This window comes from Dysgonomonas sp. Shenzhen-Wh21 (genome assembly GCF_043392705.1).
Lineage (GTDB): Bacteria > Bacteroidota > Bacteroidia > Bacteroidales > Dysgonomonadaceae > Dysgonomonas.
The window spans coordinates 1-17,766 of record NZ_JAIXHZ010000050.1; the positions used below are offsets into that span (position 1 = coordinate 1).

The following is a 17,766-nucleotide window of genomic DNA, read 5'->3' on the forward strand; positions in this document are numbered from 1 at the left end:
GGATAACCTGTAATTTAAAGGGGAGTGGATAATCGCTCTGTTTACGCCGATTTTGCTTGATCTCGGAATGTGTCATAAATAAGTCAGTTTTGTGTCAACCTATTTTAGGACGGGACATATAAAAACAATAAAGGGGGTACTTGCGTATCCCCTCTATATTATTCTTTATTGTTATTTCTATCAGTTTCTTCCACCTTTACGCCATGCAGTACTATAATATCCTTCGCGCAAAGAGCTTACTATTACTCCTTTTTTTATCGACGCATGAATAAATTTACCATCGCCGATATATACTCCTACATGATTAATATATTTCTTTTTGAAAGTAGAGAAAAACACCATATCACCCGGTTCTAAATCCTCTTTATTGGTGATTGTTTCTTTTACATTCTTTGCTATTGTTGTACTAACTCTATCCAACTGTTGTCCAAATACAGTTTTATATATAATATTTGTAAAACCGGAACAGTCTACTGCTTTGCGGCTCATACCACCTCTGCGATAACGTGTGCCCAGCCAATCGGCTACCTCACGATACAAATCTAAATTATCAGGATTTTTAATCGATATTCCTAATTGAGAAGAAAGCTCTTGCATTTCTTTTTGTTCTATCATTCTGCGCCTCATTACTTCCATAGAGACTGCAGCACTAGCACCTGCGTCAGCTAACAAAGCGTCTGAACTTGGCACATTATATTTAGAATTCTCAAATATTTTATCAAATACCGGTAAGGAAACCTTATCCCCAGTATTTGTTGTTACAGACATATTTTGTGAAGACTGTACCACTTTCACCGATTTGGGAGTATGAGATACACTCGTTTTTGATTTCTTTTTCCCTGCTTTTGATTTCTTTGGTGTAACAGCAGAAACCGGCGTAAAAGCCATGGAGCACATTAGCAAAAATGTTGATATTCCTAGTATCCGTTTCGAAATTGACATGCTGTTTTATTTTTTAGCCGAATAAAAATAGGAAATTCAGTCTAAAGAGACAGGAACTTAGCAAAAGTTTTATAGAATTTTAAGTTCTGGTGAGCTATTTTTTTAATCTACCGCCTTTCTTCCATGTGCGTTTATAATATTCCTCATCCAGATGGCTTACTATTACCCCATTGGACGTAGAGGCATGAATAAAGCAACCATCTTTTAAATAAATACCGACATGGCTTATTTTATTTCTACCGGAGGTAGCAAAAAAGACGAAGTCGCCCGCCTCTAAACCACCTTTAGATACATTATGCATTTTCATTTTCGACTGATCTGTCGTAGAACGAGGTATTGATTTCCGATATACTTTCTGATAAATAAGATAAGCAAAACCGGAACAGTCTAGTCCTCTCCTCGATAACCCTGCATAACGATACGGAACCCCCAACCACTGGGAAACTTCAGCATAGAGAGGCATATTACGATCATCATCTTTATCAATATTACTTAATCTAATACCCAGTTTAGAGGAAAGCTCTGCCACCTCACGAGGATCGTATAAAAGTTTGCCTTGTGGTTTTTGTGTACCACAGGAAGATAATAAGACAACCAGTAATATAAAAACAGAAACACATCTGCCAACTACTCTAAACATAACATTAATAAGTTCTTGACATAAAGATAGAAAATTATTAAAAACAAAAGCGATTTCTGTCTCCAGAAACCGCCTTCTAAGTATAATAAAAAGATTAATTAACAAGATTCTATTTTATTTTGAACCTGAATATGCAATATTCATATCACCTAATTGCATGTCATTTCCACCCTGCTTAACATTGTTTACTTTAATGGTCATATTTAGCTTACCATCTTTTACTGTAGATGAAGAAATCGCAACAGTTGCGGTCATAAGACCTCCTAACAAATCAATGTTTTTTGATGTATCTGCGAGTTTATAAGTACTTCCATCCTTTGTTACAGTAATTTCATCGACAGGAATATCTCCTAAAGTTAATGTACCATATGAAAATTCCTTAAGTTTAAGATTTACCTTATTGTCGGAAATTCTCGTCAATTCTATTTTTTTATCTGCAATAGTTTCATCAATCTCCATCACAGGTATTTTCAATGTTAATGAGCCAGTATAAGTACCAGCTACTTCCTTAGCATAATCTACTTTATCATCGTCATCATCGCTACAAGCTGTAAAAGCAAGACTTAATGAAAAAACAAACATCAATAAGCAAATAAGTTTTTTGTTCATAATTAGGAATTTTAATTAATAATAGAGTTAATTTGTGTCATGTCTATAATTTTGCTGATATAAAGGTAAGATTACTTACAGAGTCTTATCCTCATTTTTAACAAAAAAAGATGCACATCCCTAATTTTAAACGATTATTAACAATGCCTATTTTGAACTCAAGAACTCATCAATATGCTGAGCTGTCTTGCGCCCTGATGCGATGCTTGTTACCACTAGAGATTGACCGCTTACGCAATCTCCTGCTCCAAAGACCTTTGATATATTTGTAGCCCGATTCTTATCTGTCATTACATTACGGCGAACATCATCGGTTTTTATATCCAACTCTTGCAGTAAGCCTTCTTGTATAGGATGAACAAAGCCAAGGGCAAGAAATACAAGATCTACTTTATGAATCTCAGACGGTCCAACTTCTTTCATAACATGGCGACCATTTTCGTCTTTCTCCCAAGCCACTTCTACAAGTTCCACGGCTGTCAGCTTACCATCCTCTCCTATAAAGCGTTTAGTATTCAACGCCCAACGACGCTCGCAACCCTCCATGTGAGAAGAAGAAGTTTTCAGTACTACTGGAAATGGATTAGGCCAAGGATTTTCTATTTCTTCCAGCTTTGCGGGCTTAGGTAATATTTCTATTTGCAATACATTCGCTGCACCCTGACGATTCGCTGTACCGATACAGTCTGAACCCGTATCACCACCACCAATAACAAGTACATTCTTACCTTTGGCATCAATCACCTGATCGGCCGGAACAGATTCTTTTGCGATCAACTTATTCTGCGCTGTAAGGTATTCCATAGCATAGTAAACACCTTTCAGCTCACGCCCTTCGACGGGAAGATTACGAGGCACTTGCGAGCCTATAGCCACACATACAGCATCATAATCTTTCAAGATATCTTTTCCTTTCACATCTTTTCCAATCTCTGTATTTACTACAAACTTAACACCCTCAGCCTCCATTAGCTTCAATCGGCGATCGATTATATTTTTATTCAGTTTAAAGTCAGGAATACCGAAACGAAGTAAACCTCCGATATGAGAGTTCTTCTCATACACTGTTACTTCATGACCTTTCTGATTTAGCTGATTAGCAACAGCAAGACCTGAGGGACCGGAGCCTATCACGGCTACTTTTTTACCCGTACGATGAGCCGGAACTTTAGGTTGAATAAATCCTTCCCCAAAAGCGTGCTCAAGAGCCGATGCTTCATTTTCACGGATAGTTACAGGTGCACGGTGTATAGAGAGCACACACGATTTTTCACATGGTGCGGGACAAATACGCCCTGTAAACTCAGGAAAGTCGTTTGTCTGCATCAACACTTCTGCTGCCAGTTTCCAATTTCCCTTATATATATATTCTTGCCATTCAGGCATCTTATTTCCCAGTGGACATCCCCAGTGGCAAAAAGGAATGCCACAGTCCATACAGCGCGACGCTTGTTCACGTCTATCTTCACTATTTAGTGTTTGTTCTACTTCACCAAAGTCGAGGATACGTTCCTGAGCAGGACGATATCCTGCGTCTTTTCTTTTTACTGTTAAAAATGCTTTTGGATTTCCCATGATTCGTACTCCTCCTTTTAATAATCAAATTCTACCTGTGCTATTTTTTTCTTAATAGCTTCCAATTTTTCATCTTGCAATACTTTCTTATACTCGATCGGAGTCACTTTCATAAATTTCTCCACTTCGGCATTCCAGTTATCAAGAATATATTTAGCCAGAGGACTATTTGTATAGTTATAATGGTTGGTTATCAACTGACGAAGTTCACGGCTATCGTAAGTATCTTCTATCAGTGTCAACTCTACCATTTGCATATTGCAATAGTAATCAAAATCTTCATCTATATTATATACATAAGCCACGCCGCCACTCATACCGGCAGCAAAGTTTCGTCCTGTTTTGCCGAGTACTACAGTACGGCCTCCTGTCATATATTCACAACAGTGGTCTCCTGCACCCTCAACAACAGCAACAGCTCCACTATTACGCACGCAGAAACGTTCCCCTACTCGTCCGTTAATGTATATTTCGCCCGATGTAGCACCATATAGCAATGTATTACCTGCAATGATATTTTCCTCAGGCTTAAATGTGGATGTTGCTGGAGGCACGATGATAATCTTACCACCCGACAAACCCTTACCTACATAGTCATTTGCATCACCTTCCAACTTGAAGGTTACACCATGCGCAAGAAATGCGCCAAAACTTTGTCCGGCCGAACCTGTGAATGTAAATTGTATAGTATCTTCAGGAAGACCCGCATTGCCATATTTCTTTGCAATCTCACCCGAAAGCATCGCTCCCACAGTACGATTCGTATTCTTTATTGTTTTGGTCATTACCGTTGGCATAGCTTTATCGATAGCCATACGAGAGGTGGTGATCAATGAAATATCGAGCGCATCATCCAACTTATGTTCCTGATTTTTTATATGATGAATCGCATTTTCTTTTGCTTCTACAGGAAAATACATCAAACGAGACAAATCTAGTTTTTCAACTTTCTTATTTGCATCACTCTTCATATATTTCAACAAATCGGCACGCCCTACCACCTCATCAAGCGATTTCACCCCTAAAGCAGCCAAATGTTCACGTACTTCTTCTGCTAAGAAGTTGAAATAATTGATAAGATACTCGCTACGCCCCATAAACTTCTTCCTAAGCTCTTCGTTTTGTGTAGCAACACCTACAGGACATGTATTTAAGTGACACTTGCGCATCATTATACATCCCAATACAATCAAAGCGCTTGTTGCAAAGCCAAACTCTTCAGCCCCAAGCATTGCCGCAACAATGATATCATGTCCGGTTTTTAGCTGACCGTCTGTTTGTAGATACACCTGACCGCGAAGCCCATTCAGGACTAAAGTTTGTTGAACCTCCGCTAAACCAATTTCTAAAGGAAGACCAGCATGCTTAATCGAACTTGCAGGACTTGCTCCTGTACCACCTTCACATCCGCTGATAACGATGCGATCCGCTTTAGCTTTGGCAACACCCGCAGCAATTGTACCCACACCACTCTCGGATACCAATTTCACACTAATCTGAGCAGCAGGATTTACGTTTTTGAGGTCAAATATCAATTGAGCCAAATCCTCGATTGAATATATATCGTGATGAGGAGGTGGCGAGATCAGAGAGATTCCGGGGATTGAGTGACGAGTCTTAGCAATGATCTTATCAACCTTAAAGCCCGGTAACTGTCCTCCTTCTCCGGGTTTTGCACCCTGAGCTATTTTTATTTGCAATTCATCTGCATTAACCAAATACTCTGTTGTAACACCAAAGCGACCGGAAGCAACTTGCTTGATAGAAGAACGGGCATTGGTTGCAAAACGTTCGGGCAACTCACCGCCCTCTCCGGTATTACTTTTACCGCCGATAGCATTCATCGCTACAGCCATTGCCTCATGAGCTTCACGACTGATAGAACCAAAAGACATGGCTCCTGTCACAAAGCGTTTTGTAATAGCGGATACAGGTTCTACCTCCGAAATATCAATCGGATTCTTAGATGGATCAAAATCTAAGAAATCACGCAAAAATATCTTTTCCGTTTTTTTATCAATAGAGTCGGTATATTCTTTAAACTTCTTATAGCTACCCAAACGTGTAGCCATCTGAAGATTCATTATCGTTTCAGGGTTCCATGCGTGATATTCACCATTGCGACGCCATGCGTATATGCCCTGACTTACTAGTGACGGATCGATAAAGTCACTCTCAAAAGCCTCATAAAAGGCCTCGATTGTATCGCTCGCTATGTCATTAATATCAATACCTTCGATCTTAGACGTAGTCCCTTTAAAGTACTTATCAATAACTCCGGTACTGATTCCCACAGCTTCGAATATCTGAGCACCAATATAGCTTTTCAGTGTAGAGATACCCATCTTGGACATGGTCTTCAACAAGCCTTTGTTTATAGACTTCACATAGTTCTTCATCGCAGTGTGAAAATCTAAGTGAATATCTCCTTTTTTAACAAGATCTTCTATCACAGCTAAAGCCAAATATGGATTCACGGCATTAGCACCATAACCAAATAATAAAGCGAAGTGCATCACCTCACGTGGTTCTGCCGATTCTACCACTATATCTATTTGCATACGTTTGCGGCGTTCGATCAGATAATGATGAACTGCCGACACAGCCAATAATGAAGGAATAGCGGCATTATCCGGATTTACTCCTCTATCGCTAAGTACTATATAGTTACTACCGCTATCCACAGCTTTTTCTGCATTGCGGCACATTTGTTCTATCGCTTTTTCCAGTCCGGCTCCACCTTGTTTAGGGTCGAATAGCATCGGTATGATTTCCGCCTTAAAGCCTTTATATCCAAGATGCACTAGCAAATCTAGCTCTCTGTTTGATAAAAAAGGATTCGATAGCCCAACCATCTTGGTGTGTTCCGGCATTGGTTCGAGTATATTTTTATGAAGTGAACCGATATATCCGGCAAGAGACATCACCAGTTCCTCACGAATAGGGTCGATCGGCGGATTTGTTACCTGAGCAAATAATTGGCGGAAATATGTAAATAAACGCTGTGGCTTGTTTGATAAAACAGCGACAGGCGCATCATTTCCCATGGATGCAGTAGGCTCTTTGCCTTCCACAGCCATTGGTGTCATTATCTTTTCTATATCTTCTTTATAGTATCCAAAAACTTTCAGCAGCTTATCGTAGTTATCCACGCTATATTTTGGTGCACGCCCCGAAGATATGTCATCCAATGAAATACGGTTCTTAGATAGCCATTCACGATAAGGATATGCTTTTGCAAGGTTTTCTTTCAGCTCTGCATCATATTGTATTGTTCCTTTTTCGGTATCTACCATTAGTATTTTACCGGGACGAAGGCGACCTTTTTCCTTTATTTCGGATGGCTCAAATGGTAATACTCCCATTTCGGAAGCAACGACCATAACGTCGTTATGAGTTATTAAATAACGGGCAGGGCGCAGACCATTACGGTCTAACAGTCCTCCGGCATAACGTCCATCCGAGAACAATAGTGTAGCCGGACCATCCCAAGGCTCCATAAACAAGCTATGGTATTCATAGAAAGCTTTCAAGTCGTCAGATATCGGATTCTGATCGTTCCACGATTCAGGAACCATCATTGCCATTGCATGAGGCAAGGATTTCCCTGACATGACAAGGAATTCCAATACATTATCGAATGACGCACTATCACTCATAAATGGCTGAACAATTGGCCATAAGTCGTTGATATTCCCTAGTAAATCTGATTTCAAGATGCTCTCACGAGCTTCCATCCACAAGCGATTCCCCTTTATCGTATTGATCTCACCATTATGAGCCACCATACGGAAGGGGTGTGCCAAATCCCATGTAGGGAAGGTGTTGGTACTGAAACGTGAGTGCACCAAAGCAATAGCACTTGTCAGATGCGGGTTCAGCAAATCGGGATAATAATGCCTCAGCTGCTCAGACGACAACATACCTTTATATATAAGGCGCTTTGTAGACAAGCTTACAATATAGAAAGCTCGCTTAGTCTCTAATGAGAATATTTTAGAGTTGAATATTTCTTTTTCTATTTTCTTACGGAGTAAATAGAGTTTGTGCTCTAATTCATCCTGAGAAAGGCCTTCTTCTCCGAGTACAAATATTTGTTTTATATGAGGCTCATTCGACTTTGCCATCTCTCCCAATATTTCACTATTGACAGGTACATCGCGAACAGCCAAAAGCTTCAAGCCTTCCTTATCTATATATTGCGTGAGAGTTATCATACACGATTCCATCTCAGCCTCACCTTTCGGCAAGAAGACCAATCCGGTTCCGTAGTGCCCTTTCTCGGGGACAGGTATCCCCTGTAGAAGTATAAACTCGTGCGGTATTTGTAACATAATACCGGCACCATCACCGGTTTTATTATCGGCGTTTTCTGCTCCACGGTGAGTCATGTTCTCCAATACACGGAGACCATTCTCAACGATAGCATGTGATTTTGCACCCTTCATATGCAACACCATACCTACCCCACACGCATCGTGTTCGTAGTTTGGGTCATATAGTCCGTGCTGTATTGCTGATCTTAAATCTTGCATAGTCAATAGTTGATATGTGAATGAAAGAATTTTCGGGTTCTATCCTAATTTATTTACAATGACAAATGTACGAATTTCGCTTTAATAAATTTTCTTTTTGATTTAAAAATGCACATTTTTAATAAAAAATCTATATTTAATCGATTTTATTTAACAAAAGAACATAAAAAGAAACAAATTAAAGACCCCGAAATAAATAATTCAGCTTGTTTTATTTCATATTTATACTCACAATATCAAAGTCTGTATAAAAAAAAGAAATCCCGACTCGTTAGAGATCGGGACTTCTTTTCTTTATAATGTTTAATTATCGTATAAACAATAATTCTCTATATTTAGCCAATGGCCACATTTCATTATCAACAATCAATTCAAGCTTGTCGATATGATAGCGGATTTCGTCCAAATACGGAGCTACATTATCATGATAAGCAACAGCTTTCTCACGTTCACTCTCAATGTTATTAGCCGCTTTACGAGCATCTATCATTTCATGAACTTTTGCGTTCACGGCATTTACATGCGTAGATACTTTTTCTATCAAACGGATTTGCTCTGCACCAAGAGTCTTGTAGTCATCAGAGATGTCTTTTAGCTTAGAAACATTTGTCAACAATATAGATTGGTATGAAATCGCTACAGGAATAATATGATTTAAAGCCAAATCACCTAATACACGCGATTCTATCTGGATTTTCTTTGTGTACATTTCCCACTTCACCTCGTTACGAGCATGAAGCTCTACTTCAGATAAAATACCAGCAAATGTTTTGATGCTTTGTTTTGAAGTATAGCTATCATAGATAATAGGAACGCTTGTTTCGCAATCCAATTTACGTTTTTTAGCTTCTGCTTTCCATTCTTCGCTATATCCATTACCATTGAAACGGATAGAACGAGATTCTTTGATATATTTCTTCAATACTTCGTAAAGAGCCTCTTCTTTCGATTTACCTTTACTGATTAGTGCGTCAACTTCGTCTTTAAACACTCTTAGCTGTTCTGCAACAGAAGCATTCAAGGCTGTCATAGCAGAAGCACAGTTAGCAGAAGAACCCACAGCACGGAACTCGAATCGGTTTCCTGTGAATGCGAATGGAGAAGTACGGTTACGGTCTGTATTATCCAAAAGGATTTCAGGAATTTGACCTACACCCAAGCTAATCTGCTTTTTGTTGTCAACAACGATAGCATCTTTTACAGAACTCTTCTCAAACTTATCAAGAATATCGCTAACCTGAGTACCCAAGAATACCGATATGATAGCAGGAGGAGCTTCGTTTGCACCAAGACGGTGAGCATTTGTAGCTGAAGATATTGAAGCTTTCAACAAGCCGTTATTCTTATAAACAGCAGCCAAGATATTCACCACAAATGTTATAAAACGAAGGTTTTCAACTTTATCCTTACCCGGAGAAAGAAGGTTGATTCCTGTATTAGTAGCTAGAGACCAGTTGTTATGCTTACCCGAACCGTTGATTCCTTTGAATGGTTTTTCGTGGAATAAGATACGGAAAGAGTGCTTACGCGCCACCTTATCCATTACAGACATAACCAAAAGGTTGTGGTCTACAGCAAGATTACATTCTTCATATATAGGAGCCAGCTCAAACTGATTTGGAGCTACTTCGTTGTGACGAGTTTTTACAGGAATACCCAAAGCATATGCTTCGTACTCAAGCTCTTTCATAAAACGTTGAACACGTTCAGGGATTGAACCAAAGTAGTGGTCTTCCAACTGCTGATTTTTTGCACTTTCGTGACTCATCAAGGTCCTTCCTGTCAAAGCCAAGTCTGGACGAGCCATAAACAAGTCTTCGTCAACAAGGAAATACTCCTGTTCCCATCCAAGGTTAGATATTACCTTTGTTACATCTTCATTAAAATACTGAACTACACCTGTTGCAGCTTTATCTACCGCAGCAAGAGCTTTAAGCAAAGGAGTCTTATAGTCAAGAGCCTCACCTGTATATGAGATAAAGATAGTAGGAATACACAATGTTTCACCTACAATAAATGCAGGAGATGATGGATCCCAAGCAGAATAACCACGGGCTTCGAATGTATTACGAAGGCCTCCCGACGGAAAACTTGAAGCATCAGGCTCTTGCTGAGCAAGAAGCTTTCCTTCAAATTCTTCAATCAGTCCACCATTACCATCATGTTCAACAAAAGCATCATGCTTTTCGGCAGTACCGTCTGTCAACGGATGAAACCAGTGAGTATAGTGTGTTACACCATTTTCCAGAGCCCACATACGCATTCCGGCTGCAACATGCTCTGCCAGATTACGATTTACAGATTGTCCTTTTTCAATTGCATCATTAAGCGCTTTAAAAGTTTCTTTCGAAAGATATTTGGTCATAGCTTTACGATTGAACACCTTTTCCCCGTAATACTCTGAAGTTTTACTTTTAGGTTTCTCTACCTCAAGAGGCTTTCGCTCTGAGGCCAGTGCTACTGCTTTAAAACGTAACTTTGTCATAAATTTACTTTTATTGAGTTTATATAGGATTTATCAAATAGAAATCTTTTTTAATCGACCAACAGCCTCTTTGGTATTTTCTAAAGTACCAAACGCCGTTAACCTTAAATAGCCTTCTCCACTAGGGCCAAAACCAACACCGGGAGTTCCTACAACATGTAGATCATTCAATAGATAATCGAAGAATCCCCACGAAGTCATTCCTTTTGGAGTTTTTACCCAAATATAAGGAGAGTTTACACCACCATATACTTGCAATCCTTCGGAAGCGAGACCCTCACGAATGATCTTTGCATTATTCATATAATAGTTGATGATATCTTTTATCTGCTTTTTACCTTCGGCAGAAAAACAAGCCTCGGCTGCACGTTGAATAATATATGGAACACCGTTAAACTTAGTAGTATGGCGTCTGTTCCACAATTTATTATAAGAAATCTTTTCTCCGGTTTTGGTGTATCCCATCACAGTTTTAGGCACAACCGTATAAGCACAACGAGTACCTGTAAATCCGGCAGTTTTGGAGAAACTACGAAACTCGATAGCCACTTCTCGTGCCCCCTCTATCTCGTATATACTATGAGGAACATCACTTTCGGTAATAAATTCTTTGTAAGCACCATCAAATAGGATAAGCACCTTATTTTGGAGAGCATAATCAACCCATACTTTCAATTGATCTTTCGTCAAAGTAGTACCTGTAGGGTTGTTAGGATAACACAAGTAAACGATGTCTACTTTCTCTGTCGGCAATGACGGAATAAAGTCATTCTCTGATGTACATGGAATATAAACAAGCTTATTCCATTTGCCATTTGCCTGCAACTCACCCGCACGGCCAGCCATTACGTTTGTATCTACGTAAACAGGATAAACAGGGTCTGTAACAGCAACAATATTATCAAGACCAAGAATATCTCCTATATTACCTGTATCACTTTTAGAGCCATCGCTTACAAATATTTCGTCAGCAGAAATATCCAAGCCACGTGCTTTATAATCATTTTCTACAATTGTATTTACCAAAAAGTCGTACCCTTGTTCAGGTCCGTATCCTCTAAAAGTAGATGCATTCGCCATTTCATCTACAGCGGCATGCATTGCGTTTATTATCGCCGAAGGTAGAGGTTTTGTAACATCACCGATTCCCAAACGAATAACATTGGCTTCAGGATGGGCGGCCTTAAATTCATTTACTTTTTTTGCAATATCCGAGAACAAATAACTTCCCGGTAGTTTAGTATAATTTTCGTTTATGAATGCCATTTTTATATATTAATAATTTCGGGTTCTTCTGTTATATGGCCGCAGCATTAAAAAATCTCTCCTTCAAAAACTGTCACAGCCTCACCGGTCATATACACGTGATTATTTTGCTCATCCCATTCTATCTCGAGATCTCCGCCTATCAGGTGAATCGTTATTTTACGGTCGCAATATCCGTTCAGGATGGCAGCAACAGCCGCAGCACAGGCTCCTGTACCACAAGCCAGAGTCTCTCCTGCCCCACGTTCCCACACTCGCATATTCAACGTTTTGCGATCAACGACTTCAATGAACTCAGTATTTGTTTTTCGAGGGAATATTGGATGTTTTTCAAATTTAGGTCCTATTACAGGCAAATCAAGCTCTTTTATTCCTGTTGTAAAAACAACCGCATGAGGGTTCCCCATCGATACGCAAGATATTTCCCACATTTTGCCATCGATATCCAACGGGAAATTAAGTACAGGTTCTTTATCCACCTTCACCGGAATTTGCACAGGATCAAGGATCGGCTCACCCATATCCACTGTCACCTTACGAGCTTTTTCGTCTCCTTCCAGTAAAGTTATATATTTAACGCCGGCTTTTGTTTCCAGCGCAATTTCCTTTTTTGTTGTCAATCCGTTGTCATATACATATTTCCCTACACAACGAGAAGCATTACCACACATCTCGGCTTCAGAACCATCGGAATTGAACATCTGCATTCTAAAATCTGAATTCTCAGATGGCAATATAAGCACTAAACCATCCGAGCCAATACCAAAATTACGATTGCTAAGGCGGATTGCTAATGCTGAAGGATTTTCTATCTCCTGAACAAATCCGTTCATATAGATATAATCATTGCCCGCGCCGTGCATTTTGGTGAATTTCAACTTCTTCATCCTCTATATTTCGTCTTTTTTACTTTATCTTTTCAAGGGACAAATTTCATACAAATTATTCGTTTTTGCAAGAAATCCATAACATTTTTTCATCTTTAATAAAACAAAAAAATCTTTTTGTTTTATTTTCAACTTAAAAACAAAACATAAAGACATTATGAAGGTTTAATTGATTTACAAATGATAGGTTTATATTTAATATCACGTCTCTTTAATGCTCTTTACAAAAATTCTGCAACAAAATACTTCTCACACAACACGCTTTTCAACTATATGCCACTATTCCGCTCGAATCAAAACTTAATTTCGAAATAAAAACAATCACGATAATCAATTGTTTTTCATTTCTCTTATTTTACGGATAAGAATAAAACAAAAAGGAGGCAACCGCCTCCTTAAAATATATTATTTATCATACGCTTCTGCATGAACAGCCTTCACCGCCCTACCTGACGGATCAACTCTATTCTTGAAAGACGCATCCCACTCCAGTGCCACAGCCGTACTACAGGCGACGGACGGAACGGACGGAACCGTATGAGCAGCCGAAGCTGATGGAAAATGTTCTTCAAACATTGTACGATACCAATACTCTTCCTTTGACATTGGAGGATTGATCGGAAAACGCTCCGAAGCATGCATCATTTGCTTATCCGAAACTTTCTTTTCAGCCATTTCCTTCAACGAGTCTATCCAATTGTAGCCAACTCCGTCAGAAAATTGCTCTTTTTGCCTCCAAGCAACACTTTCAGGCAAATAATCCTGAAATGTTTTTCTTAATATATATTTTTCTATTTTACCATTACCACACATTTTATCCTGAGGATTTAAACGCATAGCAACGTCCATAAATTCTTTATCAAGAAAAGGCACACGCCCCTCTACACCCCATGCAGCCAACGACTTATTTGCACGCAAGCAATCGTACAAATGCAATCGATCCAACTTCCGTACAGTTTCTTCATGAAAGGCCTTTGCATCGGGAGCTTTATGAAAATATAAGTAACCACCAAACAATTCATCTGCACCTTCGCCGGAAAGCACCATTTTCACTCCCATCGATTTTATAAAACGAGCCAACAAATACATAGGGGTAGATGCGCGAACGGTAGTAACATCATAGGTTTCGATATGATAAATCACATCGCTGAGAGCGTCAAGAGCCTCTTCGACCGTGAAATTTATTTCATGATGCACCGTTCCGATATATTCTGCCACCTTTTTTGAGGCCACCAAGTCCGGAGAATCTTTCAACCCAACAGCAAATGAATGCAATTGAGGCCACCAAGCTTCGGTCTGGTTATCATCCTCTATTCTACGAGCTGCATATCGTTTTGCAATAGCTGATATTATAGACGAATCCAATCCCCCTGAAAGTAAAACACCATAAGGAACATCCGACATCAATTGACGATGCACAGCGCTCTCTAAAGCTACTCTCAATTCATTTTCATCAGATTCATTATCTTTTACATTGTCATACTCCATCCAGTCACGTTTATACCAACGTTTCAATTCATTCCCCTCGACACTACACATATAATAACCAGGTAAGAATTCCTGCACGTTGGGACAAACACCTTCCAAAGCCTTTAATTCGCTTGCCACATAAAATTGTCCGTGATCGTCATACCCCATATAAAGAGGAATTATACCCATATGGTCACGCCCAATAAGACAAATATCATTTTCAACATCATAAAGCGCAAAAGCAAAGATGCCATTTAAATCTTCAAAGAGACCAACCCCTTTATCTTTATACAAAGCCAGAATTACTTCGCAGTCTGAATGTGTAAGAAATTCGTAGTCGGGATAGCGACTTCTTATTTCTTTGTGATTGTAGATCTCACCATTGACAGCCAAAACCAAATTACCATCTTTGCTATAAAGAGGTTGTTTACCAGAGTCTACTCCTACAATAGACAATCTTTCGTGAGCAAGAATAGATTTCTCACCACAATATATCCCTGACCAATCCGGACCACGGTGACGGATTTTTTTTGCCATACGAAGAACTTGCCCCCGCAAAACGCTTATATCTTGTATTAAATCAAAAGCTCCTACAAATCCACACATATATTTATCACCTGTTTTGTTTAAAATTTGAACAGTCTGGCAAATTTATATCATTTTATTCGTAAATAAAAAATAAATAAGACTTTTTGTTAATAAAAAAACACTATTAAATCTCATTATGACAACGAAACTAAAAATACAACAAACTAAACACTTTTGTTAATTTCGGTTTTAAAATCTTATAAAAAGCGTGAGCTATATATAATTAAGTAAAATATGTATATATTTGCACCACAAATATTTGCATAACGAACACATTACAATGAAGAATTTCATACTATCCTTTACAATTTTACTGACCACCTGCACTTTGATGACATCATGCGGAGACAACGAGGTGGAAGCTGTAACCTTACAGGGCGAATGGCTAATGCGCGAGCAGACAATAAAAACATCCGATTCCAACTTTGACAATATGCTAAATACTGTTTTCAGTCTGGACTTAAAAGAGAATCAAACAACCAGAGCTTTTACTGAATTAAATGTAAAAACTACAATCAGAAAAAAAGGATCTTCGGGCTCTGACGGACTTATCAGTGAGTCTACCGACGCATACGAGGTTAAAGGAGACTCTATATTTATACAAAGTTCATTGCATGGAGGCACAGCGGCTAGTAAATATCTTATAACGCCCAACACCCTCACTACTTACCGTAAAGTAACCTCACAAGACATTAGAAACATCGTTACCATCATGGGAGTAGATCCCGCAACAATCCCTAATGACTTGACAGGTGAATTAAAAATCAAAGAAATACGATAATCTTTTCCACAAATATTTTATTTTTTAGTAGAGATTAATTATCTTTGCCACCCGATTGCTAATAGGCTAACAAGAAACTGTATATAAAACGGTTCGCCTCAGGCACATAACCTGTAAATAACAAAACAGATGTACGTAATTGTAGACATTCAAGGACAACAAATGAAAGTTGAAAAAGACCAAAAGTTGTTTGTTCATAGAATCAATGCAGAAAATGGCTCAACAGTTGAGTTCGATAAAGTATTATTAGTTGACAACGGCGGCACAGTAACAGTAGGTACACCGACTGTAAATGGCGCAAAAGTAGTTCTTGAGGTTGTTTCTCAAGCAAAAGGTGATAAAGTTCTTATTTTCCACAAGAAAAGAAGAAAAGGACACCGTAAACTAAACGGTCACCGTCAACAATTTTCAGAAGTTATAGTAAAAGAAATTATTGCTTAATCAGTTAAAAACAGAAGACAATGGCACACAAGAAAGGTGTAGGTAGTTCGAAAAACGGCCGTGAATCGGAAAGTAAACGATTGGGCGTTAAAGCATTTGGTGGAGAAGTTGTAAAAGCAGGAAACATCATAGTTCGTCAGAGAGGAACGACTCATCATCCGGGAGAAAATGTAGGTATTGGTAAAGACCATACATTATTTGCTCTTGTAGATGGTACAGTGGTTTTCCGCAAAAAAAGAAACGACAGATCATTTGTTTCTGTACTTCCTAAAGCAGAAGCTTAAGAAACAAGTTTAAAACATAGAGAAAGCAGTCTGAGTATCAGGCTGCTTTTTTTTGTTTATATAACTGATAATCTTCCATCATCCGATGATTCCTACTCATAAATAATGAAAAAATGACATAAATATCATTATTACTTGGTATTGTATACATTTCTTGGTTGTTATTACTTTGTAAACAGAAAATTAGATATTTAATCATTTTAAATTTATCAGAATGTCAAAAATAGGAATATACTACGGCTCAACAACAGGCAATACACAAGAAGTAGCGGAAGAAATAGCAAAAAAACTGGAAGTAAGCAAGGCTGACTTACATGATGTAGCAAAGGCGAATACAGACTTTTCAGCTTACGATGTAATATTATTCGGTTCTTCAACATTAGGATTAGGTGACCTTCAAGACGATTGGGAGTACTATATCGACAAAGTAAAGGCTGCCGATCTGAATGGCAAAAAAGTAGCCCTGTTTGGATGTGGTGATTCATCTTCGTATAGCGATACATTTGGCGACGCCTTATCAAAAATATACAGTGTAATAAAGAGTAAAGGTTGCCAGCTAATCGGTAAGGTAAGCACAGAGGGATATACTTTCGACAGTTCTGAATCTGTTGTTGATGGCGAATTTATTGGTTTGCTCATCGATAACGACAACGAGTCGAACCTTACAGATCAACGCATTGCAATTTGGACAGAAGACCTTAAAAAAGCAATTTAACAAAGTAAATCAATATGCGTGTTTTCTTTCACCTGATTTACGAATACAAAAAAGGGGTGCGCAGCTTAGTACTGTGTACACTACCCGGAGAATATGAAGATAAAGTCAGATGGAAATTGGGAAAAAACTCGATTAATTATAAAATAAGCCATCTGAAAAACGGTAATATAAATGTCTTTTTCGGCAAAGAGGAATGCCTCTTAGTAGCCAACGCAATATGTGGAGACAAACCGTTGAACTTATTAACACCTGAAGAAGATTTTATATTAGGAATATTATTAGGATATAGTGTCTGTGAACAATGCAACAGATACAGCAAGAGACAAAAGAAAAGTATTAATACACTTTGTTTGGCATAACTTTTCTATTGGATAGTTTTTTTAGTTGATCTAGATCCTCGCAGACGTGATGTCAGTGAGGATTTTTCATTTTTACACACAACTATTATCTTATTATATACAAGCTTTCCACAAATAATATTTACGAATACTGAAGTAGAAAAAGTGACAAGATAAAGGGAAGTAAAATGTGTCACTTTTGTCACCTTT

Annotated in this window: 15 protein-coding genes; 5 read left to right on the plus strand and 10 right to left on the minus strand. The window is 38.5% G+C overall.

Annotated elements, in window-relative coordinates; genetic code table 11:
* Positions 1 to 180: 180 nt before the first annotated feature.
* The 9 genes from LDB17_RS03010 to asnB all read right to left on the minus strand — a co-directional run bounded on the left by LDB17_RS03010 (position 181) and on the right by asnB (position 15,015).
* Complete coding sequence (locus LDB17_RS03010) at positions 181 to 942, minus strand: C40 family peptidase (RefSeq protein WP_135103853.1); 762 nt, start codon at positions 940 to 942, stop codon at positions 181 to 183.
* A 94-nt stretch (positions 943 to 1,036) separates the two neighbouring features.
* Entirely contained in the window at positions 1,037 to 1,582 is a 546-nt protein-coding gene (locus tag LDB17_RS03015; protein WP_252637739.1) for a C40 family peptidase, read from the minus strand.
* Between the two features lie 114 nt (positions 1,583 to 1,696).
* On the minus strand, positions 1,697 to 2,191 hold the full coding sequence (locus LDB17_RS03020) for a calycin-like domain-containing protein (protein WP_135103851.1): 495 nt from the start codon (positions 2,189 to 2,191) through the stop codon (positions 1,697 to 1,699).
* 147 nt (positions 2,192 to 2,338) lie between these two features.
* Positions 2,339 to 3,766 (minus strand): glutamate synthase subunit beta, encoded by a 1,428-nt coding sequence (locus LDB17_RS03025; RefSeq protein WP_252637738.1) that lies wholly within the window; start codon positions 3,764 to 3,766, stop codon positions 2,339 to 2,341.
* A 17-nt stretch (positions 3,767 to 3,783) separates the two neighbouring features.
* The gene (gltB, locus tag LDB17_RS03030; RefSeq protein ID WP_252637737.1) at positions 3,784 to 8,301 is read right to left on the minus strand and encodes a glutamate synthase large subunit; all 4,518 of its coding nucleotides are present in this window, start codon (positions 8,299 to 8,301) and stop codon (positions 3,784 to 3,786) included.
* Between the two features lie 307 nt (positions 8,302 to 8,608).
* On the minus strand, positions 8,609 to 10,786 hold the full coding sequence (locus LDB17_RS03035; RefSeq protein ID WP_252637736.1) for a glutamine synthetase III: 2,178 nt from the start codon (positions 10,784 to 10,786) through the stop codon (positions 8,609 to 8,611).
* A gap of 33 nt (positions 10,787 to 10,819) precedes the next feature.
* A complete protein-coding gene (locus LDB17_RS03040; RefSeq protein ID WP_252637735.1) occupies positions 10,820 to 12,052 on the minus strand; it encodes an LL-diaminopimelate aminotransferase in 1,233 nt (410 codons plus the stop codon).
* Positions 12,053 to 12,099: 47 nt separating this feature from the next.
* Positions 12,100 to 12,939 (minus strand): diaminopimelate epimerase, encoded by an 840-nt coding sequence (dapF, locus tag LDB17_RS03045; RefSeq protein ID WP_252637734.1) that lies wholly within the window; start codon positions 12,937 to 12,939, stop codon positions 12,100 to 12,102.
* A gap of 405 nt (positions 12,940 to 13,344) precedes the next feature.
* On the minus strand, positions 13,345 to 15,015 hold the full coding sequence (gene asnB / locus LDB17_RS03050) for an asparagine synthase B (RefSeq protein ID WP_252637733.1): 1,671 nt from the start codon (positions 15,013 to 15,015) through the stop codon (positions 13,345 to 13,347).
* Between the two features lie 262 nt (positions 15,016 to 15,277).
* Here asnB and LDB17_RS03055 point away from each other — a divergent pair, with 262 nt between their 5' ends.
* The 5 genes from LDB17_RS03055 to LDB17_RS03075 all read left to right on the plus strand — a co-directional run bounded on the left by LDB17_RS03055 (position 15,278) and on the right by LDB17_RS03075 (position 17,577).
* A complete protein-coding gene (locus tag LDB17_RS03055) occupies positions 15,278 to 15,778 on the plus strand; it encodes a hypothetical protein (protein WP_252637732.1) in 501 nt (166 codons plus the stop codon).
* Between the two features lie 129 nt (positions 15,779 to 15,907).
* On the plus strand, positions 15,908 to 16,219 hold the full coding sequence (rplU, locus tag LDB17_RS03060) for a 50S ribosomal protein L21 (RefSeq protein WP_252637731.1): 312 nt from the start codon (positions 15,908 to 15,910) through the stop codon (positions 16,217 to 16,219).
* Between the two features lie 20 nt (positions 16,220 to 16,239).
* Positions 16,240 to 16,503, plus strand: coding sequence for a 50S ribosomal protein L27 (rpmA, locus tag LDB17_RS03065; protein ID WP_006842455.1), 264 nt, complete (start codon positions 16,240 to 16,242; stop codon positions 16,501 to 16,503).
* Between the two features lie 214 nt (positions 16,504 to 16,717).
* Positions 16,718 to 17,218, plus strand: coding sequence for a flavodoxin FldA (gene fldA / locus LDB17_RS03070; RefSeq protein WP_252637730.1), 501 nt, complete (start codon positions 16,718 to 16,720; stop codon positions 17,216 to 17,218).
* A gap of 14 nt (positions 17,219 to 17,232) precedes the next feature.
* Positions 17,233 to 17,577: a DUF2023 family protein gene (locus tag LDB17_RS03075; protein WP_006842452.1), complete on the plus strand. Its 345-nt coding sequence runs from the start codon at positions 17,233 to 17,235 to the stop codon at positions 17,575 to 17,577.
* 5 nt (positions 17,578 to 17,582) lie between these two features.
* Here LDB17_RS03075 and LDB17_RS03080 read toward each other — a convergent pair.
* Positions 17,583 to 17,766, minus strand: a 184-nt coding sequence (locus LDB17_RS03080; protein ID WP_393924883.1) for a hypothetical protein, incomplete at its 5' end; no start/stop codon positions are given.